We start from the raw sequence: 22,714 nt of genomic DNA, 5'->3' as shown, positions 1-22,714 counted from the left end.
CCAAGCTGGGCCGACCGCAAACAGAGGGTTTAATGTTATTGCATTCCGTAAGGCGAAAGCATGGCCCGTTGCGAGCAGCTCGCAAACCAAACCGACACGAGCGCGAACATGAAGCCGTTGGCAAAACCGTTGGCAAACTGCATCGCACCGCGCTTCCACCACAGCAGGCTGCGATGAAGCACACCGTCCGAAAGCACCATGAACAGGCCCATGGTAAACGGAATAAAGCACATCACGGCAAAGGCCGAGAACACGCCCGAGATGGCCGACAGCACCAAAAACGGCGCCACGATGCCCATCAGGTAAAAACCGGTACGAGCTTTGCCTTCCAAGCGCTCGGCCTCAACATGGGCGCGGCCGACCAGGTCGCCGCCCGCGGCACCGTTGGTGCCAGCATGACCCATGCCGCTAATGCGGACCTCGTCGCCATCGTGCGTGCCGGCAGGAAACTCAATCGTCTGCTCGGAGGTTACGCGAGTACGACCGCTGCCACCGCAATCGGGGCAGGGGTCGGCCACGACCTTACCGGAACCGCCACACTCGGGACAGACCGACTGGAACGTGCCCGCACCAAACAGGAAGGACAGGTCGACGTCGATGTGGCCGCGGCCGCCACAGCTCGGGCAGGTATGGGCATGCTCGGAGGAGACAGAACCCGAGCCGCCACAGTGACCACAGGTATCGAAGCGCGTATAGCGGACGGTCTTGCGGGCACCGCCCTTGGCCTCCTTAGCGTCCAGTTTGATATCGACGACCACGTTGGCGCCGTTCTCGGGATTGTAGGCAGCCTGGCCGCGACGCTGCTGGCCCCAGGCGCCACCAAAGGGAAAGCCGCCCTCAAAGGGATTGCCATAGCCCGTGTTGCCGGCGTAGCCGCCACCATAGGGCGAAGCTGTAGGAGCACCGGTAAAGGGATTGCCAGAACGCATGGCGTCATAGCGCGCACGTTTTTGCTCATCCGAAAGCACGGCGTAGGCCTCGGAAACCTCTTTAAACTTTTCCTCGGCATCCGGCTCTTTGTTGACGTCCGGATGGAGCTTGCGAGCCTTTTGCTGGAAGGCCTTCTGTATATCACGCGAGGTAGCGTCCTTGGAGACACCCAGAATCTCGTAATAATCTTTTTCGTTCATCGTCGCCATGCGCGGCAACCTCCTGCTCACAGCAGCGTATATATTCCGGTAATTCTACCCGAGCGGCCTAAGCTAGATCCCAAAACAGCTCGAACAGAACATTTCCATCGAGCCAGCCCAGGTGTGTCGGCGCCAGACGAGCTCGAACATGGCCCGCGACGGCATCTGCCGAAGTAAAGGGCCCCTCATGGACCCCGAGCGTCTCGGGAACCCAAGTGGCAAGACCCAATTCGAGCGCGCGATCGCAGGCAGCTGTCAGCTCATCGGCCGGGATGACACGAGCCACGCGAACAAACAGGTCGGACGCGACACCGCGCGTCATGCGGCAAGAAAGTATCAGGTCTTCGGCCGCAGCCTCGCGCTGCGAGAGATATTCGGTCTCGAACGCCGTCGCGTCATCGTCACGTTGCACCAGACGCACGCGGTACGCATCGCCTCGAGAAGACGCGCCGGGGAACAAACCTGCAAGACGGTCGAAATCCTCGGTATCGAGCATACCGGCGGCAGAGCGACCCAAGCCCAGATAGCCCTGTCCAGACCAATAGGCAATGTTGTGGGCGCACTCATGGCCGTCGAGCGCGTAGCTCGCCACCTCATACGGGTGATAGCCGGCGGCACCCAGGAGCTCGCGTGCCAAGTCCATGCACGAAGCCTGAAAATCCTCGTCGGGCTCGAGCGACTCGTCGCGGCACGCCATGCGATAAAGGGGCGTCCCCTCCTCAAGCGTGAGCGGGTAGACCGACACATGATGCGGGGCCGCCGCCAGCACGCCATCGAGCGTGCGCTTCCAACTCGCTGCGGTCTGCCCGGGAAGTCCGCACATAAGGTCGCACGACACATCAAGCCCAGCGTTCTTGACCGTCGCGATGGCGGCGAGCGCCCGATCGGCATCGTGAATACGGCCGATGGCAGTAAGTTCGGCGTTATCGAGCGTTTGCACGCCCAGAGAGACGCGTGTGACACCAACCTTGACAAGTGCAGTAGCAAGCTCGGCGGTCAGCGACTCGGGATTGGCCTCGCAGGTAAACTCAACGGGGGCACACCACGCACGAATACGCCGCGCCAGCTCCACCAGGCGCTCCCCCGCCAGCGACGGCGTACCGCCACCAACATAGACGGTGCGGATCTGGTCAAGGGCATCAGCCTTGCCAAAAGCATCGAGACGCGCGAACAACTGCTCAAAATAGGCATCGAGCGCAGCGCTCAGGTCGCACGGAGCAAAACTGCGCGAGTCAAAGTCGCAGTACCGGCACTTTTGGGCGCAAAACGGCACGTGCACGTACAGTGCGGTAACGGCCACCCTTAAGCCTCCAGCGGATGAGGGGGCACCGATTCGCCGGCGGCAAGGGCAGCCTCACAGGCCACCACATCATGCTCGATCTCATCGACCAGCGCCATAAACTCCTCATACGTGGAGCAGCGCACCACCTGCGCGCGCCAGGCTGCAGCATGGGGCATGCCTTTTAAGTACCAGCTTGCGTACGTGCGGGCACGCGACATGAGCGGCAGGAGCTCATGCGTCAGCGTTAGGTGCTCACGCAGGGCGTCCAGGCGCTCAACGGAGCTGCGAGCCGGCACCGGTATGCCATCGAGCGCAAGGGCGCGAGCATCGCCAAACACCCACGGGTTCCCATAGATACCGCGCGCAATAAACACCGCGCTGGCACCCGAGTTGCGCAGATGCTCCGCGGCATCCTCGGCCGAGAACACATCGCCCGAACCAATCACGGGAATCTCAACGGCGTCGGCAACCTCATCGACGACCGACCAATCGGCCTGGCCCGTATAGAGCTGCGTGGCGCAGCGGCCATGCACCGCCACCGCGGCGGCACCGGCGCCTTCGAGCATCTGGGCAAATGTCGCGGCATTACGGTCCTCGGCATAAAAGCCCTTGCGGATCTTTACGGTCACGGGTACATGCGCCGCGCCCACCGCCGCCTCGACGATCTTCTCGGCCAAATCGGGCGTGCGCATGAGCGCCGAGCCCTCGCCCTTGGTAACAACCTTGCGGGCGGGGCATGCCATATTGATATCGATGAGCGACAGGCGATCGCCAACGCGCTCCTCGACGGCAGCGACGGCGCTCGCAAACTGATCGGGCTTGGAGCCAAAGAGTTGCACGCAAATCTGCTGCTCCTCGTCGGCCGGTAGCACCAGGCGCCAGGTCTTGTTGCTGGCATAGGCAAGGCCCGCCACGCTCACCATCTCGCTGTAGGCAAGGTTGGCACCGCGACGGCGGCACATGATGCGGTAGGCAGGGTCGGTCACGCCCGCCATGGGAGCCATAAGGAACGGCTGCTCGGCATAGGCGCCCAGCAGCCGCTTGCTGTATTCAGAAAGCGCCATAGACCTACTCGTCCACCTTGAGGATCGCCATAAAGGCCTCCTGCGGGACCTCGACCGATCCGATGGCCTTCATGCGCTTCTTGCCCTCTTTCTGCTTCTCGAGCAGCTTGCGCTTACGCGAGATATCGCCGCCGTAGCACTTAGCAAGCACGTCCTTGCGACGCGCCTTGACGGTGGAGCGGGCAATGATCTTATTGCCGATAGCACCCTGGATGGGCACCTCGAACAGCTGACGCGGGATGATCTCCTTAAGCTTGTCGCACAGGCCACGGGCCAGACCATAGGCCTTGTCCTTGTGGACGATAAACGACAGCGCGTCCACCTCGTCGCCCGAAAGCAAGATATCGAGCTTAACGAGCTCGGAGGGACGGTACTCGTTGAACTCGTAGTCGAGCGAGGCATAGCCCTTGGTACGACTCTTGAGCTGGTCAAAGAAGTCCAGGATGAGCTCGGCGAGCGGCATGTCAAAGCGCATCTCGACCGATTTGCTCGTGAGATGGATCATGTCGGTTGTAATGCCACGGTGCTCGATAGCGAGCTGCATGACGGCACCCGTATACTCGGGCGGGCAGATGATCTTAGCCTTGAGGTAGGGTTCCTCGATACGCTCGATGCGCGTGGCCTCGGGAAGATCCTGCGGGCTACGGACATCAATCATCTCGCCGTCAGTCTTGTAGACGTGATAGTCCACCGAGGGGCTCGTGGCAATGAGGTCCAAGTTGAACTCGCGCTCCAGGCGTTCCTTGACGACCTCCATGTGCAGCAGGCCCAGGAAGCCCACGCGGAAGCCAAAGCCGAGCGCCACCGAGGTCTCGGGCTCCCACACCAACGACGGGTCGTTGACGTGCAGCTTATCGAGTGCGTCACGCAGGTTCTCGTAGTCCTTGTTATCGATCGGGAACAGGCCCGTATAGACCATGGGCTTGGCCTCGCGGTAACCGGGAAGCGGCTCGGGGCAGGGGTTCGACGCCCAGGTAAGGGTGTCGCCCACGCGAACGGCCTCGGGGTCCTTCAGGCCCGTGACCACGTAGCCGACCTCGCCAACCGTCAGCGCGTCAACCGGGGTCTCGGCAGGACGCTTGACACCCACGCCGTCGACCAAAAAGTCGCCCTCTGCCTGCATCATGCGCAGGGTATCGCCCTTTTTGATGGAGCCGTCAAAGACGCGCACCGTGGCCACCACGCCGCGATACTCGTCAAAGTACGAATCCAGAATGAGCGCTTTGAGCGGAGCATTTGCATCGCCCTTAGGCGGAGAGATCAAAAAGACGATGGACTCTAGCAGATCGTGAATACCCTCGCCGGTCTTGCCCGAGACACACACGGCATCATCGGCAGGGATCGCCAGGTCATCCTCGATCTCGGTCTTGACCTCATCGGGATGGGCCGAGGGCAGGTCGATCTTGTTGATGGCCGGCACAATGTCCAAGTTGGCGTTCATGGCGAGCGTCGCGTTGGAAACGGTCTGCGCCTCGACGCCCTGCGTGGCGTCGACAACGAGCACCGCGCCCTCACAGGCTGCCAGCGAGCGCGAGACCTCGTAGGTAAAGTCAACGTGGCCCGGCGTATCGATCAGGTTGAACTGATACGTCTCGCCATCGTCGGCGTCATAGGAAACGCGGACGGCATTGGACTTGATCGTGATGCCGCGCTCGCGCTCGATATCCATAGTGTCGAGCAGCTGCGACTCCATGTCGCGCTCGTCGACGGTATGGGTGAGCTCGAGGATGCGGTCACTGATCGTGGACTTGCCATGGTCGATGTGCGCAACAATCGAGAAGTTACGGATGTGGGAAATATCAATTGAAGTATTCATGCGGACTATCTTACCCGAGCGGTACAAAAAATGGAGCCTGTTCCATAAAACAGGCTCCATTTATGCGCGTAATCTGTGTGATGTGAAATTTACAACTTAGGCGTTGATGCTGTTCACGAGCTTGGCAAGACCGGACTTACGGTTGGAAGCCTGGTTCTTGTGGATGACATGCTTAGCGGCAGCCATGTCGAGACGCTTGGTGACGGTCTTGAGGGCAGCCTGGGCCTTCTCGGCGTCGCCCTCGGCGACGGCGGACTGGACGTGCTTGGTCAGCGTCTTGAGCTCGGACTTGACAGCCTTGTTACGCATGCGAGCTGCCTCATTGGTGCGGATACGCTTCTTCTGAGACTTGATGTTTGCCACTTCTGGAGTTCCTTTCGAGTTCCTTGCAAAAAATGTATGACACCTCTGAGACACGGTGAGGTCATGCAAGCGCCTACTATAGCACGCTCCCCCTCAAAGGGATAGAACGAATTTGTCAAATAGGCAGGTATCATCACGATTTTCTCAAGATGTTCGTAATCCAGAGCAAAAGCGCGGTCTGAGAATCGGCCGAACCCTTCAGCGCGAGCTCCACATCGACCGCGCCCTCGAGCGCGGCAACGAGCTCTGCCATCGAAAAGCGACGTGCCCAGGTCAGGTGATTCTTGACCTGCCAGGACTGGAGCTTAAGTGTTGCGGCCAACTCACGACCCTGTCCGCGCGCCTCGAGCGCCTTGGCAACGATAAGCTCGCGGATGCGGCCGCACAGCAATGTGTAAGTCCACACGTAGCTCTTGGCGGGCAGTAGATTGAAGAGCTCGAGCGAGCGTCGCATGTCACGGGCCGAGACCGCATTGAGAAAGTCCCAGGGTTGAGCCTCGGCCGTACGTACAATCCAGCGCTCAACGTCGGCAAGCTCAATCTGCGGCGCCTCGACCATCTGGGCAAGCTTAGCCAAGTCGTTATCGAGCATGCGAGTGTTTTCACCCGAACGCGAGACAAGTTCCTCGGCGGCCGCCGTCGAGATCGACTTGCCATGCTGCGTCGCCATCTGCTGCACGCGGCGCGGAAGCTCCCAGCGCTTGGTGCCGGAGCAATCGATCACGGCCTTCTTGTCAATCTTGGCGATCGCCTTGTACAGGCGCGTGTTCTTGGCAAGCGAATCGGCGATTATGAGGCAAACCGTTGTGGGGCTGGGACTCGCCAGATACTCGGCGAGCGGCTCCGAGACCGCCTTGGCGAGCTTTGAGCAGCCATCAAGGATTACCAGGCGAAACTCGCTGCCCATCGGAAAGGTGTTAAGCGATCCGATAATCGACTCGATATCGGGGTCCTTGGTCATGTCGCGCTCGTCGAGGTTGAACTCGACCATACCCGACTTTTCCAGACGCGCTTTCATACGCGAGACGGCGTGATCGCGCTTGACTCCGTCGGTACCGACGATCAGATATGCCGGCAGCAGACCGGTTTCGGACATTGCGCTCCCCTCCCGCAGGCCTTCGTATTCGCTCCGTGCCATTCTAGCCCAGGGGCCCACCACACGCCAACGACGTCGTCACGGTCGCTGGCATCGCATCGCAAAGCCATTCGCAGTCGGCGTGACGGTAATGTCGCCGTGTTCGATAGTGCACGCGAACACGCCGCCCGCTTCCTTAACGGCATCGATGCAGGCGTCGGACGGATGGCCGTATCGATTCTCCTCGCCCGCGCTCGCGAGGGAAAGCTCGGGCTTCAGGACGTCCAGCAACTCACCATCGACTGAAACCTTAGAGCCGTGATGCCCAAGTTTAAGGACATCGATATCCCCCACCTCCTGAACGAATTCCCGTTCTTGGTCGAGCTCGGCATCGCCGGTGAGGAGCATACGCAGGCCCTTGCCTTCCTGAATATAAGAGAGCAGCAGGACAAGCGAGTCCTCATTTCCCTCGCCATCCACGGACTCGAATGGCCACATCACGCGGGCGCAAAATGAGCCGATGTCGACTGTATCCCCACGGCGCACCTGCCGATACTCCACGCCAGGTCGGTTCAATACCTCGGCAGGAGCATCCTCCAGCGCATCAGCCGCCGCGGCAATCGTTCCGACCGAAAACTGTTCGAGCACGGCAGGCAGACCACCCCAGTGGTCCTCATCCCAATGCGTCACAAAGACGGCATCGATATGGTGCACGTTATTGCGGACCAACGCCGCCACCACGCGCTCGTCGAGCCCGCAGTCGACGAGTGCTACTGCGCCGCCCTGGCGGATAAGAATCGCATCGGCCTGGCCCACATCGAGCACCGTCACCGAAGGCGGAGCGAATCGATCCCAGTAGACGTACGGAATCGCAGCCAAGAGCACCAGGCATGCAAGCCCCACCGCCATAGGACGTGCACGGGGACGCGGCCACCGGACAAGCAGAACCGCCAGCAAACACGGCACTAGGTAAATCCACATGCTATCGGGCGGCACGCTCACGGATGCACCCGGCACGGCGGCAAACAGCTGCTCGAAAAACAGCGCGCAACGGGCGGCAATCATGGGCACAACGAGCGCCCAAGTCCGCAACGGTCCCACGAGCGAAAAGGGAACCAGCACGATGGACACAGCAAGCAGTACGCTCACCACCGGACCGATGACCGCATTTGCCAACGGAGCAATGAGCGAGAACGTACCGAATGCAGGAATGGTAATGGGGAGCGTCGCCAGTTGCGAGCACAGCGTAACGGAAAGCATGCTGGCAACGCCCGTCGGCACACCCAGCTCACCCAAAGCGTAGGTCGCATAGGGGCAAAAGCACAGAATGGCTAAGACGCTGGCACATGAAAGCTGAAAGCCCATCTCGAACAGCACCGTCGGCCTCAGTAGCACAAAGATCGACATGGTTACGAAGAGTGCCGATGCGCCGTGCCGGCGACGCCCCGCGCCGTTTACGACAAGCGTCGCGAACACCATGCAGCACGCGCGCACGGCCGAGGGAGATGCGCCCGTAAAGGCAGCGTAGCCCACAAGCGTTATCGCCAATATCGCCCGCTGAAGGCCACGTGAGCACCGAGTCTTTTGCAATACACCCTCGATTACAAACCCCACAATAGCCAAATGGCTGCCCGAGACGGCGATAAGATGCGCCGTTCCCGTCACCGAAAACCAATCACCCGCCGACTGGGCGCGCAGCTCGGCCGAACGACCGCAGACGACACCGGCTATGAGCGCACGCGCCGGGTCGGTCGCAGGCGCGATGGACGCAAGCAGCCCTTTTCGCAGCCGAAGCAGCGTCCACGGAGAGCCCTCATCGACGGACAAAATCCGAACGGCTTTAACCTTACGCACCTCGCCTCGGAGCGCGCGCGATCGTCCATACGCATCGTTCTCAAAACGTGAAACGCGACCGATAACGCGCACGTGCGCCCCGACCTTGAGCTCGCGGTCACACGATAGGCGAACCGTTGCCAAGTTCTTACCGTCCGCGCGTGCCTCGCAGGTATAGGAATACACGTCGTCGTTTATGGATGGATCACCCTGCACAACAAACTCGAGGCTGCTTGCCGCTCGACCATCGAGCGCCTTCGAGGCACTGAGCGCGCCCACAGCCCACCACGCCGAGACGACCGCTCCCGCCACGAGACCGACGGACGCGGCATACAGCCACCGCTTCCAAGGGGCAAGCCGCGCACAAGATTGGGCCAGCACAACGAATACCGCCGCCGCAACGGGAATGGCCCATAGCAGCCCGACCGCCGGCGCCTGCTCCCTCAGCAGCGCATCAGCGGCCACGTTGAGCACCAAGGCGCAGCTCATGCACATGCCGGCACACAGGGCCATCGTCCACGGCATCAGGGGCCGCGGAGGCATCACATGTTCACGCTCGGTCGCACTCATACGCAGATGAAATCTTTGATTTTGGCAAGCTTCTTCTCGCCGATTCCCGACACACGCATCAGGTCGTCAACCGAGGCAAAAGCACCGTTCTTTGTCCGTTCATCGATAATCGACTGGGCCATGGAGGGACCGATGCCCGAAAGCGTCTGCAGCTCTTCTGCGCTTGCCGTATTGATGTTTACTAGGCCTGTTGCGCCACTCACGCCCGATGATGTGGAAGCCCCACCATCAACACCGGCTTCCGCAATGGACGCCTGCTGCTCCCCTACCATTGGAACGTGAATCTTCTGTCCATCGACGACCTTAGATGCCCGATTGAGCCCCGTAACGTCTGCCTCGGGCGCCAGCCCGCCGGCGGCATCAATCGCCTGAGCCACCCGCGCGCCGTCCTTGAGACGATATACACCGGGCGACACAACGGCGCCATCGACATCGACATAGACCTCTGCCGCGGCAGAAGCCTTAGTCGAAGAACCTTCGGATGTCTTTCCGCTCGAGGCATCACCGGATCCCGACTCCACCAACGAGCCCGAACCGTCAGTGCGCTCAAACGACACGCCACCGGCACCGCCGCCAAGGTTCGCCATCGCCAGTCCACTCGCCATCGCAATGACAACCAGTATCGCCATCACCACTGCCTTATGACCGAGCAGCTTGTCCGCCCAGCGGTCCATCTTTTTGACTCGTTCGTGTTGTTCGCGCTGCGCCATAGCAAAACCTCCCAACAACATCGTGTCAGGAAAAGAGCCCTGCAACAGCCACGCTCCAAAACCGGTTTTAGCGGTCAAACCAAAAACCGACCAAAACCTTGCACAAATCTGTCCATTTATTCAGGCACACGTCAGCAAATGAACACTTAGCCGCAAAATGCCCAGATAGCAAAAGACCGGCGATGCAGAAGCATCGTCGGTCTATGCACAAAATTACTCGTGATCTTGGTAAATCTCACGCGGAGCAAGCTCCGAATGTTTGCGTTTTAAGGTCTTAGGGGCCTTATACGTGTTGCTCTCGAAGTCGATGTACTCGGTCTGCTTGAGCAGGCGCTCGATCATCTCCTCGTGGTCGAACAACTCCCAGGCCTCATGCACGGCATCAAGTTTGGCATGCGTCTCGGGACGGCGCGGCATAAATAGCGTGCAGCAGTCGGGAGCGGCCTCAGTCGAGATATCGAACGTACCGATCTCCTCGGCGCGCGCGATGATCTCCTGCTTGTCCGAACCGATGAGAGGGCGGAACACGGGGATCTTCACGGCCTCGTTGACGGCCATGATGTTCTCAAGCGTTTGAGAGGCAACCTGCCCAAGCGATTCGCCCGTAACGATGGCCTTGGCGCCCTCGATGTGTGCAATGCGCTCGGCAACCGAATACATAATGCGGCGATACATGATCACGCGCAGGTTGCTGGGGCAGGTGACCGAAATCTCACGCTGGCAGTCGCCAAACGGCACCACGTACAGGCGGCCGATCTGGACACCCGGCTCAAGCGCACGGATGATGTCCTGCACCAAATACTCGCTCGTATCGGGCGTCTGCGGACGACCAGAGAAATGTACCGGCACGCACACCGCGCCGCGACGCGCGAGCATCCAGGTCGCCACCGGAGAATCGATACCCGACGACAGCAGCGTCACGACCTTGCCGGCAGAACCCACCGGCAGACCGCCCACGCCGCGCTCGGAGCGCGCATACACGTAGACACTACCCTGGACCACCAATACGTGCACCATCGCATCGGGGTCGTGCATCTGAACCTTTTTATCAGGAAACGCCTCACACAGCACCTCGCCCACCTGGCGATTGATGTCAATCGAGGTGAGCTCATAGTCGGTATTGGAGCGCTTGGCGTGCACCTTAAACGAATCGAAGGAACCAAACTCGCGCAGCGCCTTCACGGCGGCGGCACAGTACTCCTGAGGGTCGCGATTGGTGTGATACGCCAAAGACACGCGAGCAACGCCGGGAACGGTGCGAATGACACGCGCCGCCTCGTCGGCCTGATGCTCGTTAAAGGTCACGAGGATATAACCGGAAATTCGAGACACGGCATTCACGGAAAAGGCGGCCAAGGCCGCCTTGATGTTATCCATGAGGATATGCTCAAAATGTGCGCGGTTCTTGCCCTTCAGCCCAACCTCGTGATAGTGGACTAGGCAGACGCGAGCCGCCATTTAGGCTTCAGCAACCTTGTGGCCGAGCGCCTTCTCGTAACGGGCCTCGTCGTAAGAGATGTCACCGTCGACAATCTCGTCCATAGCCATCGAGATGGTATCGGCACCGGAAAGCCCGATGGTGATGTCATCGACATCCTGGACGGCAAGCACGCGGTTGTGCTGGCCACGCAGCATGCTATTGATGTCGCAGGCGCGCTTGGAGGCAAGCGAAGCGAGCAGGAAGCGGTTGTGATCGGTCTTCTCCAGAAGATCGTCAATGCAAGGCTTTACAACGGACACGGACCTCAGATCCTTTCATGCATATCGAGAACGCGAACGAGCTCATCGGTCGCGCGGTCGAGATCGTCATTCACCACGACGTCGTCGTAGCGGTCGGCAAGGGCAAGCTCATCGGCGGCGTTTGCCATACGCAGCTCAATCGTCTCGGGCGTCTCGGTACCGCGACCGACTAGACGCTCGCGGAGCACCTCAAGCGAAGGCGGCTTGATAAAGATCAGCACGGCCTCGGGGAAACGCTCCTTCACCTGCAGGGCGCCCTGGACATCGATCTCCAAAATCAGAGACGCGCCCGAGGCGAGCTTGGATGTGACCTCGCTCACCAACGTGCCGTAGCAGTTACCGTGGACCTCGGCCCACTCAACAAACTCACCGTTTGCCACGCGGCGGTCGAACTCCTCGCGCGTCAGAAAAAAGTAGTTGACGCCGTCGACCTCACCTTTGCGTGGTGCTCGCGTGGTAGCCGAAACCGTCAGACCCAGGTTCGAGCGGCGCTCGCGCACACGAGTGACGAGCGTACCCTTGCCTGCGCCTGACGGTCCAGAAATCACAAAGAGCTTGGAATCCTGAGCGCTCACTTATTTGGTCAGCTGCTCGAGGAGCTGCTCGCGCTGACGGACGCCGAGGCCCTGGACGCGACGAGTAGCGGAGATACCGAGCTCCTCCATGATCTTGGCGGCCTTGGCCTTGCCATAACCGGGGAGAGACTCGATGAGGGTGGAAACCTTCATGCGGGAAGCGATGGGGTCATCGGAGTTGAGCACGGACTCGAGGGACTTCTCGCCCTTCTTGATCTGCTCGCGAAGCTCAGCGCGGGCGTGACGTGCGGCAGCAGCCTTCTCAAGAGCCTGCTTGCGCTGCTCGTCGGTAAGCTGAGGGAGTGCCATTCGTACCTCCAAATAGTTGGGTTATATCTGATTCAATAATTGGCATTTTAGCACGTAGAACGTACAAAATGCCTAATCGCGGCTCCATAGGTTAGACGATACCCGCAAAAAGTGCAATATACTGCGCCCAAAGTTAAGCCCCTGACCTGCGATTCCACACAAAGGATGGGAAAGTTTACGCAGGCACAGGGGCTATTTTGTGCTAATGAGACCCAAAAGTGGTGACTTAGGGGAATCTTTTACGCGACGTTTTCGACCAGCTCGGCGACGATAGCGTCAAAGGCGGCAACCGGATCGTCGGCACCGGTGATGGGACGGCCCACCACAATGTGGCTTGCGCCACGCTCGATAGCCTGGGAAGGCGTCGCCACGCGGGACTGGTCACCAAGGGCGGCACCCACCGGACGCACACCCGGAGTCACGATCAGGGCATCAGGACCCAGCAGCTCACGCATGTCGTGAGCCTCCATCGGTGAGCACACGATGCCATCGATGCCGTTGGCCTGAGCAAGCTTTGCCAAGCGGGCGGCCTCCTCGGCCACGGGAGACTCGACGCCGATCTCGCTCAAGGCATCCTGATTCATGCTCGTGAGCACGGTGATGGCGACGAGCTTGGCGCGGTCCTCACGCGCCTCCTCGGCACCCTCGCGGCAGGCAGCGAGCATAGCACCCGAGCCCAGGCCGTGGACCGAAAGCAGGTCGGCACCGGCAAGCGAGGCCGAGCGGGCAGCGCCGCGCACCTGATGCGGAATGTCATGGAACTTAAGGTCGAGGAAGACCTTAAAGCCAAGGTCCTTAAAGGTCTTGACGATCTGAGGACCCTCAGCGTAATAGAGCGTCATGCCGACCTTGAGCCAGGCGGCATGGCCCGAAAGCTCGTGGGCGAGCTCGAGCGCGCGCTCACGGTCGCAGTCGAGGGCGACGATAACACGGTCGCGGGCATCATTCTCTAGCATTCGAAAGCACCCACCAGCTCGTTGATGTCCTTTACGCCCTGGGACTCGGCCCAGGCCTCGAGCTCATGCGCGATCTTAAGCGAAGCACACGGATCGACGAAGTTGGCCATGCCGACCGACACGCAGGTGGCGCCGGCCAGGATAAACTCAGCCGCATCCTCGCCAGTCATGACACCGCCGACACCGTTGATGGGGATATCGACGGCCTGGGCAACCTCCCAGACCATGCGCACGGCGATGTGGTGGCACAGCGGGCCCGAAAGGCCGCCCTTGGGCTTGGCCACGCGGGACTTGCGGGTATGGACGTCGATGGCCATGCCCTGGATGGAGTTGATGACCGAAAGGCCGTCGGCGCCGGCAGCCTCGAGGGCCTTGGCGATCTCGGCGACGTTGACCGGCGCCATCTTCACGAACAGCGGCTTATCAGTCACCTTGCGGCAGGCAGCCATAACGGAAGAGGCGCCCTCGGGCGTGGAGCCCATGGCGGCACCGCCGGCGGCGATGTTGGGGCAGCTCACGTTGATCTCGTAGCCGGCAGCCCAGGGGCATAGCTCGACATACATCTCGAGTGCGCGGACAAACTCGTCAACGGAGTGACCGGCAACCTGACAGATGACCTGGCAGCCGTCCTTGGACAGCTGTTCGAGCCACGGACCGGACTCGCGGGCAAAGGCGGCCACGCCGGGGTTCTGAAGACCCACGGAGTTGATCATACCGCCGGGAATTTCGGCCATGCGGGGCGCGGGATTGCCGGGCCAGGGCTCGGCAGCGCAACCCTTGGTGGTGATGGCGCCCAGCTGGGAAACATCAAAGAAGTTCTGGAACTGCCAACCGTAGCCAAAGGTACCGGCTGCGGTGTTAATGGGGTTCTGCATCTTGACGCCGCCGAAATCGACGGCCATGTTCACGGTACCCACTAGAAGACCACCACCTTAGAAGCATCGAACACGGGACCGCACATACAAGCACCCTTCATACCGTCGACCGTCTCGACATTGCAGGTGTTGCAGGCGCCAAAGCCACAGCTCATCATGCGCTCGAGCGACACCTCGCAGTACACACCGGCCTCGGCGGCAGCGGCGGCGACCTTCTTCATCATGACGGCGGGGCCGCAGCTGGCGACGTAGTCGTAGCCGCCCTCTCCAAGCAGCTCGGCTGCCGGATCGGTGCAAAAACCGTGCGTGCCGAGCGAACCGTCGTCGGTGCACACGTTAACCGTGGCGCCCAGCGCACGGAACTCATCGACACCCACGACTTTGGAAGCGGTGCCAAAGCCCAGGCACACGTCCACATCAACACCCTGCTCGGCAAGCATGCCGGCAAGACACAGCACAGGCGGAACGCCGATGCCACCGGCGACGAGCAGTGCCTTCCTGGTGCCCTCGGGTACCATCCAGCCACGGCCACCGGGGCCCAACAGGTTAGAGGTGGAGCCAGGGCCCATCTGGGACAAACGGCGGGTATCGTCGCCCACGACGGCGTACCACAGCTCGACGGTGCCGGCCTCGGCGTCGGCGCGATAGAAGCTCAGGGGCACGCGAAGCAGCGAGGAGGCATCGCCGGGCACGGCAATGTTCACAAACTGACCGGGCTTGAGCGCACTTGCAAGCTTGGGGGCCGAGATTACGAGCGAGAAGATGCCGTCGGCGATCTCCTGGTTCGAGACGACCTCGAAGTCGTGCATGCGTGCAGTGGAAGGTGTGGGCATAGACGCTCCAATCCCCCATGCGGTTGCATGGTCTAAACGAACAGAAAGCGCGGCACCGCAAGGGCGCCGCGCACAAAAGCGATAAGGCTATGCTAGCAGATGCAGCCGTCGGCGAGCGTCTGCTTGCCACCGACAAATACATCGGTGGCACGACCGGTGAGCGTGCGGCCGGCAAAACCGGAGTTCTCGGCGCGCGACTCGTAACCGTCCTCGCCAACCGTCCAGGTTGCGGAGGGGTCGAACACGGTCAGGTCGGCGACAGAGCCCGCCTTGACCTGAACCTGATCGAGGCCCAGAATCTCACGCGGCTTGATGGCCATGAGCTCGACCATGCGGCTCACGCTCATCTTGCCCGTGTTGACCAGCTCAGTGAGCACGAGCGACAGCGAAGTCTCGAGGCCAATCATTCCAAAGGGCGCGAGCTCGAACTCGCGGGCCTTCTCCCACGGGGTGTGGGGAGCGTGGTCGGTAACGATAGCGTCGACGGTACCGTCGATGACACCCTGACGGATTGCCTCAGCGTCCTCATCGGTACGCAGCGGCGGATTGACCTTGAGAGAGGTGTTGTAGGTCTCGTCCAGGTCGTTCTCGGTCAGGAACATGTGGTGCGGGGTGGCCTCGCAGGTAACCTGAACGCCAGCGGCCTTACCGGCACGCACGATCTCCAGGCCATGGGCGGTGGAGATGTGCTGGATGTGCAGCTTGGCACCAGTCAGCTTGGCGATCTCGATGTCGCGGGCGATCTGGAGCTCCTCGCCGGCAGCCGGCCAGCCCTCGAGAGCCAGACGGGTCGAGACCTTGCCCTCGTTGATCTGGCCGTGGCCGACCAGGTCCTCGTCCTGGCAGTGGCTCATAAAGACCTTGCCGAACATCTTGCCGTAGTCCATGCAGCGACGGAGCATGCCCGCGCCCTGCACGCCGCGACCGTCGTCGGTGAAGGCGACGGCGCCATGGGCGACCATATCGCCCATCTCGGACATGGCCTCGCCCTTAAGACCGCGGGTCATGGCGCCCGACGGATAGACGCGGCAGTGACCGACCTCGGCAGCGCGGGACTTGACGAACTCCACGACGGTGCCGTTATCGGTGACGGGATCGGTGTTGGGCATGGAGCACACACCGGTAAAGCCGCCCTTGGCAGCTGCGCGAGTGCCGCTCTCGATGTCCTCTTTGACCTCGTAGCCGGGCTCGCGAAGGTGAACGTGCATATCCACCAGGCCGGGGACGAGGTACTTGCCGGAAAGGTCGCGGACCTCGGCTCCCTCGACGGCGAGATTCTCGCCGACCTCGGCGATCTTGTCGCCGTCAATCAGGACGTCAACGACACCGTCAAGCTCGACAGACGGGTCGACGACGTGGGCATTCTTAAGAAGCAAGGCCATTATCGGCACCTCCAAGCAGCAGATACAGGATAGCCATACGCACGCAGATACCGGCGTAGACCTGCTCCAGGATGACGGAGCGTTGCGGGTGGTCGGCCATATAGGAGTCGAACTCGACGCCGCGGTTGATGGGGCCCGGGTGGCAGATGATCGTATCGGGCTTCATGAGCTTCTCGCGGTCCTTGGTCAGGCCGAAGAGCTTGTGATACTCGCGAATCGTGGGGAACGGAGCGCCCTCAAGGCGCTCCTGCTGCACGCGCAGCATGTAGACGACGTCCAGCTCGGGCAGGACGGAATCGAGGTCGCTCGTCACGTGGTCGCAACCCAGAACCTCGGGCGCCGGCGGCAGCAGCGTGCCGGGGGCGACAGCGTAGGTCTCGCAGCCCATGATCTTAAGGGCGGGGATCAGCGAGCCGCAGACACGGGAGTGCGCGATATCGCCGACGACAGCGACCTTCAGACCGTGGAAGTCACCCTTGTGCTCCCAGATGGTGTACAGGTCGAGCAGGGCCTGCGTAGGATGGTTGTGCTTGCCGTCGCCGGCGCAGATAACGCTCGCGGGCGAGTTCTGCGTGACGATGTAGGGAGCACCGGCGTGCTTATCGCGAACGACGATGCAATCAATCTTGTAGGCGTTGAGGGTCTCGACGGTGTCGACGAGGCTCTCGCCCTTGACCGTGGAGGTCGAGGAGCCGCCAAAGTTGAGGCTGTCGGCCGAAAGGCGCTTCTCGGCGAGCTCGAAGGAGCTGCGGGTGCGCGTCGAGGGCTCGTTGAACATGTTGACGATGGTCTTGCCCTTGAGCGTGGGGACCTTCTTGATCGCACGCTCGTTGACCTCGGAGAACGCCTTGGCGGTCTCGAGGATGAGCTTGATGTCCTCTTCGGAGTACTCGGTAATGTCGATCAGGTGCTTATGGTTGAACGCCACGGTACTACTCACCTCCCAGCGGCGCGGAGCCCACATGGGAACCCGGCGCGACGTCGTTAATCTCGACAGCGGTGCGGCCGTCTACTTCCTTCATATATAGGTGCACGTTCTCCTCATGCGACGAGGGAACGTTCTTGCCGACAAAGTCCGGCGAGATGGGGAGCTCACGGTGACCGCGGTCAACGAGAACTGCCAGCTCGATGCGGCTCGGACGGCCCAGGTCCATGACAGCATCCAGAGCGGCGCGGATAGTACGGCCCGTATACAGGATGTCGTCCACCAGCACGACGCGCTTGCCGTCGACGCTGAAGGGAATGTTGGTAGCGTGGATCGCGGGAGCAAAATTGGTAGCGTAGTCATCGCGGTAGAAGCTGATGTCGAGGCTACCGAGCGGAACGTCGACGCCCTCGATCTCCTTGATCTCCTCGGCGAGCTTCTTTGCCAGAAGGTCGCCGCGCGTGACGATGCCGACCAGAGCGAGGTCTTCACAGCCCTCGTTGCGCTCGAGAATCTCGTGCGCAATGCGGGTCATCGCTCGATTGACGGCGGTCTCGTCCATGATGACCGCCTTGGGGGAAGTCGTGCCCATCGATCTCCTTCCTCACATGTCTTGACTGCTGACACAGTCAAAAAAATAGATGCCCGACCGCTTAAGCGGACCAGACACCCACAGGAAAGGCTGCTCTTTGGCAGCTATGTAATTCCATGTGGGTATCTCGTACCCCTTTAATGGTCAAGGGATAGTGTAGCCAACCTCGAGCTTAATTGCGAGCATAAATACAGAGCAATCCGTAAACGTGCGCAGGCGCTCCATAAACCTATATATATTTGTGGGACGAGCTTGAAAACACACGCACGAGCTGGCATAATCCCCTCTGCTGCACGCAAATCGGATCTACGTCCAGGGCCGTAGCGTGGGCACTATCGCCAAAAGAGGAATATCTCTGTGTAGATTGCGCACAGGGAGCGACTTCTGTGCTATAGTTCAGGCTTGTTTGTTAACGCGACATGTTCGTTTGTCGCCCAAGGAGGGTCAGTTATGTCCAAAGTTTGCGAAGTTTGCGGTAAGCACCCCGTTGCCGGTCGCTCCATCAGCCACTCTCACCGCGTCACCAACCGTAAGTTCCGCCCCAACATCCAGCGCGTCTACGTCGTCGTCGATGGTCACCGTCGCAAGATGAACGTTTGCTCCACCTGCCTTAAGTCTGGCAAGGTTGCGCGCTCCTAAATAAGGTCTTACCAACAAGTACCTCGGACTCTCCGGGTCAAAGACCTCGCGTTCATATAGAACTTACCAAAGGCGTCCTCCCCCACGGAGGGCGCCTTTTTGCACTCATTGGGGACAGACTTACATGAGTGTTTTCACGCATTGGGGACAGACTTAGATGAATGCTTTCCTAAGCTCACAGTGCATCGATCGGCCCCAATCCATACCTCAGGCCGCCTCGTTCCAGCCTGTGGTGGCCTTGGTTACGCTTGTAGCGCCGATACCGGTGATACGGGCAATTTGCTTGACCGTAAGATGGGCCCGCCTGAGCCTTAGCAGACAGGCATCGCGTTCGGGGCGTGGCAGGGCCTTGAGCAGCGCAGGATCAATGCTCGGCAGGGCCTCGTGTGCGACGGTAAGGGCATCCTCGTCGGGAATCCGTCGACGCGGAAGAATCTCAACTGACCAGATCCGCTCGGCAACTTCCTTAAGATGCTCGCAATAGCGACGGGAACCCCCGACAATATCGAGCATGGGGGCCGCATCGCAGATATCAAAGGGATCGTATCCCAGCTGGTATGCCTTGTAGCTTGACCAGCGGTAGGCATCAAGCGAGTCGAGCGCACCTTTCACGGGATTGAGATGGATATAATCGAGCAACTGCACCGCCTGCGTGTCCGACTCGACCGCGACCCGCGAATAGCGATTATCAAACAGGTGGCCCGTTCTTCCGGTTTTCCCATTGAAATACTTGGCATAGGCCGTCAGCGCGCACTGCATTGCCTTTGAAAGGTTGTCAAATGGATCATCAACCATCAAATGAAAGTGGTTGTCCATAAGGCACCAAGCCAACACCGCCACTTCAAGGCGCGCAAACCTGTCCGAGATATCCGATAGGAAACGATAGCGGTCGGAATCATCTTCAAAAATAATCTGTTTGGAGTTGCCGCGGTCAAAGACGTGGTAATAGCCGGTAATCGAAACGGCGCGGGCGCATCGGGGCATAATCTCTCCTTTCAAAGCTGTACAGGCAACACCTAAAAGGAGAGAAGCAACGCGAAATGCTGAGCCTGTGACCTATTTATATCCAATGAGCGGCAAAAACAGGCCCAGAACGGCAAAATGGCAAATCGATGTCTGTCCCCAATGAGTGAAACCACTCATGTAAGTCTGTCCCCAATGAGCGGGACGATGCACTGGCAGATAGTTTTAGTTAAAACGCTTCAGTTTGTTAAAGCGTTTTAGTGTGCCTTTTACGGGAATCTTACCGTTCGCCGAATAATTTCTTGCTATCATGCAAGACGTAGGGTAAATCTCCGATCGCAAGGAGACACAAATGGTGAAAAAGTCACCGGAAAACACTACTCCCGCAATTGTGGACAACGTAGAGGCGCTTGAGGCTAAGCTCGCTCAGATGCGAGAGGCCCAGGCGCTTTTTGCTACGTACACGCAGGAGCAGGTCGACAAGATCTTCTATGAGGCCGCCATGGCCGCCAACAAGGCTCGTATCCCGTTGGCGAAGATGGCCATCGAGGAGACCGGCCGCGGCGTTCTTGAGGACAAGGTCATCAAGAACCACTACGCCGCAGAGTACATCTACAACGCTTACAAGAACACCAAGACCTGTGGTGTCCTGGAGCGCGACGAGGCCTACGGCATCACCAAGATCGCCGAGCCCATCGGCATCGTGGGCGCCGTCATCCCGACGACCAACCCCACCTCCACTGCGATCTTCAAGACGCTGATCAGCCTGAAGACCCGCAACGGCATCATCATCTCCCCGCACCCGGCAGCCGCCAAGTGCACCATCGCCGCCGCCAAGCTCGTGCTTGACGCCGCCGTCAAGGCCGGCGCCCCCGAGGGCATCATCGGCTGGGTCGATGTCCCCTCCATCGAGCTGACCAACATGGTCATGCGCGACGTCGACATCATCCTCGCCACCGGTGGCCCGGGCATGGTCAAGGCCGCCTACTCCTCGGGCAAGCCCGCCCTGGGCGTCGGCGCCGGTAACACCCCGGTCGTCATCGACGACACCGCCGACGTGCTGCTCGCCGTCAACTCCATCATCCACTCAAAGACCTTCGACAACGGCATGATCTGCGCTTCCGAGCAGTCCGTGACCGTCATCGACACCATCTATGACCAGGTCAAGGCCGAGTTCCAGAAGCGTGGCTGCTACTTCGTCAAGCAGGGTGCCGAGATGGAGGCCCTGCGTGCCGCCATGTTCAAGAACGGCGCCCTCGATCACCGCATCCCCGGCATGGCTGCCGCCAAGATCGCCGAGCTCGCCGGCATCGAGGTTCCTGCCAAGACCAAGATCCTGATCGCCGAGGTCACCTCCACCGACCCCGCCAAGGAGGAGTTCTCCCACGAGAAGCTCTCCCCGGTCCTGGCCATGTACCACGCCAAGGACTTCCAGGAGGCCGTCGACAAGGCCGAGCACCTGGTGCTCGCCGGTGGCCCGGGCCACACCGCCTCTCTGTACGTGCACCCCGCCCAGGCCGAGAAGATCAGCCTGTTCGAGCACGTCATGAAGGCCTGCCGTATCGTCATCAACACCCCGTCTTCGCACGGCGGCATCGGTGACCTGTACAACTTTGGCATGAAGCCGTCTCTGACCCTGGGCTGCGGCTCCTGGGGCGGCAACTCCGTCTCCGAGAACGTTGGGGTGAAGCACTTGATCAACGTTAAGACTGTGGCCGAGCGCCGTGAGAACATGCTGTGGTTCCGCGCTCCCGAGAAGGTCTACTTCAAGAAGGGTTCCACGCCCGTCGCCCTCGACGAGCTCGGTACCGTCATGGGCAAGAAGCGCGCCTTCATCGTCACCGACCAGTTCCTCTTCAAGAATGGCAACACCCGCGCCATCGAGGCCAAGCTCGACGAGATGGGCATCGCCCACGACTGCTTCTACGACGTCGAGCCCGATCCGTCGCTGCAGTGCGCACGTCGCGGCGCCAAGCAGATGGCTCTCTTTGAGCCTGACGTGATCATCGCCGTCGGCGGTGGCTCCGCTATGGACGCCGGCAAGATCATGTGGATGATGTACGAGCACCCCGAGTGCAAGTTTGAGGACATGGCCATGGACTTCATGGACATCCGCAAGCGCATCTTCACCTTCCCCGAGATGGGCAAGAAGGCCTACTTCGTCGCCGTCCCGACCTCCTCGGGTACCGGCTCCGAGTGCACGCCGTTCGCCATCATCACCGACAAGGAGACCGGCATCAAGTGGCCGCTCGCCGACTACGCGCTGCTCCCCAACATGGCTATCGTCGACGCCGACAACTGCATGACCGCCCCGCGCGGCCTGACCGCTGCCTCCGGCATCGACGTCATGACCCACGCCATCGAGTCCTACGTCTCCATCATGGCTTCCGACTACACCAAGGGCCTCTCCGAGCGCGCTGCTAAGCTCGTCTTTGAGAACCTGCCCTCCAGCTTCACGAACGGCGCCAAGGACCCACACGCCCGCGAGGAGATGCACAACGCCTCCTGCATGGCCGGTATGGCCTTCGCCAACGCCTTCCTGGGCCTCAACCACTCCATGGCCCACAAGCTCGGCGCCTTCCATCACCTGCCCCACGGCATCGCCAACGCCGTCATCCTGACGCGCGTCATGCGCTACAACGCCGCCGAGGCTCCCGTTAAGATGGGTACCTTCTCCCAGTATCCTTACCCCAACGCGCTGCATAACTACGCCGAGATGGCCAAGTACTGCGGCATCGAGGGCAAGGACGACAAGGAGGTCTTCGAGAACTTCATCACGAAACTCGAGGAGCTCAAGGACTTCATCGGCGTCAAGAAGACCATCGCCGACTACGGTGTTGACGAGCAGTACTTCCTCGACACCCTCGACGAGATGACCGAGCAGGCATTCAACGACCAGTGCACCGGCGCTAACCCGCGCTACCCGCTCATGAGCGAGATCAAGGAGCTCTACCTGGACGCCTACTACGGCCGCGAGCCTCAGGATTACGCCGTCTGCTAGTTTTAGCACGGTTTTTAACGGCGGGGGTGCACGGGTGTTTCATACACCCCCGCCGTCGCTTCTATCGCATCGTTGAAAGGA

Annotated in this window: 21 protein-coding genes; 2 read left to right on the top strand and 19 right to left on the bottom strand. The window is 60.5% G+C overall.

The window, feature by feature from the left end; all coding sequences use genetic code 11:
• Positions 1 to 35 precede the first annotated feature (35 nt).
• The 18 genes from DW180_RS06840 to pyrR form a co-directional block, all read right to left on the bottom strand.
• A complete protein-coding gene (locus DW180_RS06840; RefSeq protein WP_199569929.1) occupies positions 36 to 1,139 on the bottom strand; it encodes a DnaJ domain-containing protein in 1,104 nt (367 codons plus the stop codon).
• 58 nt (positions 1,140 to 1,197) lie between these two features.
• Positions 1,198 to 2,430, bottom strand: coding sequence for a radical SAM family heme chaperone HemW (gene hemW, locus DW180_RS06835; protein ID WP_118238119.1), 1,233 nt, complete (start codon positions 2,428 to 2,430; stop codon positions 1,198 to 1,200).
• Positions 2,431 to 2,432: 2 nt separating this feature from the next.
• The gene (gene dusB / locus DW180_RS06830; RefSeq protein ID WP_117797777.1) at positions 2,433 to 3,476 is read right to left on the bottom strand and encodes a tRNA dihydrouridine synthase DusB; all 1,044 of its coding nucleotides are present in this window, start codon (positions 3,474 to 3,476) and stop codon (positions 2,433 to 2,435) included.
• A gap of 4 nt (positions 3,477 to 3,480) precedes the next feature.
• On the bottom strand, positions 3,481 to 5,292 hold the full coding sequence (gene lepA / locus DW180_RS06825; RefSeq protein ID WP_118238118.1) for a translation elongation factor 4: 1,812 nt from the start codon (positions 5,290 to 5,292) through the stop codon (positions 3,481 to 3,483).
• A 96-nt stretch (positions 5,293 to 5,388) separates the two neighbouring features.
• On the bottom strand, positions 5,389 to 5,655 hold the full coding sequence (gene rpsT / locus DW180_RS06820; RefSeq protein WP_022094714.1) for a 30S ribosomal protein S20: 267 nt from the start codon (positions 5,653 to 5,655) through the stop codon (positions 5,389 to 5,391).
• 133 nt (positions 5,656 to 5,788) lie between these two features.
• On the bottom strand, positions 5,789 to 6,751 hold the full coding sequence (holA, locus tag DW180_RS06815) for a DNA polymerase III subunit delta (protein ID WP_118238116.1): 963 nt from the start codon (positions 6,749 to 6,751) through the stop codon (positions 5,789 to 5,791).
• 78 nt (positions 6,752 to 6,829) lie between these two features.
• Positions 6,830 to 9,133, bottom strand: coding sequence for a DNA internalization-related competence protein ComEC/Rec2 (locus DW180_RS06810; protein WP_118238114.1), 2,304 nt, complete (start codon positions 9,131 to 9,133; stop codon positions 6,830 to 6,832).
• On the bottom strand, positions 9,130 to 9,843 hold the full coding sequence (locus DW180_RS06805; protein WP_158570957.1) for a ComEA family DNA-binding protein: 714 nt from the start codon (positions 9,841 to 9,843) through the stop codon (positions 9,130 to 9,132). The genes DW180_RS06810 and DW180_RS06805 overlap by 4 nt, the downstream gene beginning before the upstream one ends.
• A gap of 213 nt (positions 9,844 to 10,056) precedes the next feature.
• Positions 10,057 to 11,301: a tRNA uracil 4-sulfurtransferase ThiI gene (thiI, locus tag DW180_RS06800; protein WP_006235944.1), complete on the bottom strand. Its 1,245-nt coding sequence runs from the start codon at positions 11,299 to 11,301 to the stop codon at positions 10,057 to 10,059.
• The gene (locus DW180_RS06795; RefSeq protein WP_035138532.1) at positions 11,302 to 11,583 is read right to left on the bottom strand and encodes a DNA-directed RNA polymerase subunit omega; all 282 of its coding nucleotides are present in this window, start codon (positions 11,581 to 11,583) and stop codon (positions 11,302 to 11,304) included.
• 5 nt (positions 11,584 to 11,588) lie between these two features.
• Positions 11,589 to 12,158 carry a guanylate kinase gene (gene gmk / locus DW180_RS06790; protein WP_006236131.1) on the bottom strand — a complete coding sequence of 190 codons (570 nt, stop codon included), beginning with the start codon at positions 12,156 to 12,158 and terminating at the stop codon, positions 11,589 to 11,591.
• Positions 12,159 to 12,467 (bottom strand): integration host factor, actinobacterial type, encoded by a 309-nt coding sequence (gene mihF / locus DW180_RS06785; protein WP_006236130.1) that lies wholly within the window; start codon positions 12,465 to 12,467, stop codon positions 12,159 to 12,161.
• Between the two features lie 239 nt (positions 12,468 to 12,706).
• Positions 12,707 to 13,423, bottom strand: a complete 717-nt coding sequence (gene pyrF, locus DW180_RS06780; protein WP_117564271.1) for an orotidine-5'-phosphate decarboxylase — start codon at positions 13,421 to 13,423, stop codon at positions 12,707 to 12,709.
• Entirely contained in the window at positions 13,417 to 14,325 is a 909-nt protein-coding gene (locus DW180_RS06775; RefSeq protein ID WP_006236128.1) for a dihydroorotate dehydrogenase, read from the bottom strand. The genes pyrF and DW180_RS06775 overlap by 7 nt, the downstream gene beginning before the upstream one ends.
• Before the next feature lie 14 nt (positions 14,326 to 14,339).
• A complete protein-coding gene (locus DW180_RS06770; protein ID WP_118094258.1) occupies positions 14,340 to 15,107 on the bottom strand; it encodes a dihydroorotate dehydrogenase electron transfer subunit in 768 nt (255 codons plus the stop codon).
• 116 nt (positions 15,108 to 15,223) lie between these two features.
• A complete protein-coding gene (locus DW180_RS06765) occupies positions 15,224 to 16,513 on the bottom strand; it encodes a dihydroorotase (protein WP_118094259.1) in 1,290 nt (429 codons plus the stop codon).
• A complete protein-coding gene (locus tag DW180_RS06760) occupies positions 16,497 to 17,477 on the bottom strand; it encodes an aspartate carbamoyltransferase catalytic subunit (protein ID WP_222847472.1) in 981 nt (326 codons plus the stop codon). Before DW180_RS06760 ends, DW180_RS06765 begins: the two co-directional genes overlap by 17 nt.
• Positions 17,446 to 18,030, bottom strand: a complete 585-nt coding sequence (gene pyrR / locus DW180_RS06755; protein WP_117654814.1) for a bifunctional pyr operon transcriptional regulator/uracil phosphoribosyltransferase PyrR — start codon at positions 18,028 to 18,030, stop codon at positions 17,446 to 17,448. The genes DW180_RS06760 and pyrR overlap by 32 nt, the downstream gene beginning before the upstream one ends.
• A gap of 450 nt (positions 18,031 to 18,480) precedes the next feature.
• Here pyrR and rpmB point away from each other — a divergent pair, with 450 nt between their 5' ends.
• The gene (gene rpmB / locus DW180_RS06750; RefSeq protein ID WP_022094725.1) at positions 18,481 to 18,669 is read left to right on the top strand and encodes a 50S ribosomal protein L28; all 189 of its coding nucleotides are present in this window, start codon (positions 18,481 to 18,483) and stop codon (positions 18,667 to 18,669) included.
• A 207-nt stretch (positions 18,670 to 18,876) separates the two neighbouring features.
• On the opposite strand, the gene DW180_RS06745 is transcribed toward rpmB, so the two are convergent.
• Positions 18,877 to 19,653 (bottom strand): transposase, encoded by a 777-nt coding sequence (locus DW180_RS06745; protein WP_118094261.1) that lies wholly within the window; start codon positions 19,651 to 19,653, stop codon positions 18,877 to 18,879.
• A 331-nt stretch (positions 19,654 to 19,984) separates the two neighbouring features.
• Between DW180_RS06745 and adhE the strand changes: the two genes are divergently transcribed.
• Complete coding sequence (gene adhE, locus DW180_RS06740) at positions 19,985 to 22,633, top strand: bifunctional acetaldehyde-CoA/alcohol dehydrogenase (RefSeq protein ID WP_118238110.1); 2,649 nt, start codon at positions 19,985 to 19,987, stop codon at positions 22,631 to 22,633.
• The last annotated feature ends 81 nt before the right edge of the window (positions 22,634 to 22,714 follow it).

The sequence above is a fragment of the Collinsella sp. AM16-21 genome (genome assembly GCF_003471905.1).
Lineage (GTDB): Bacteria > Actinomycetota > Coriobacteriia > Coriobacteriales > Coriobacteriaceae > Collinsella.
This window is presented reverse-complemented; position numbering and strand designations above follow the sequence as displayed.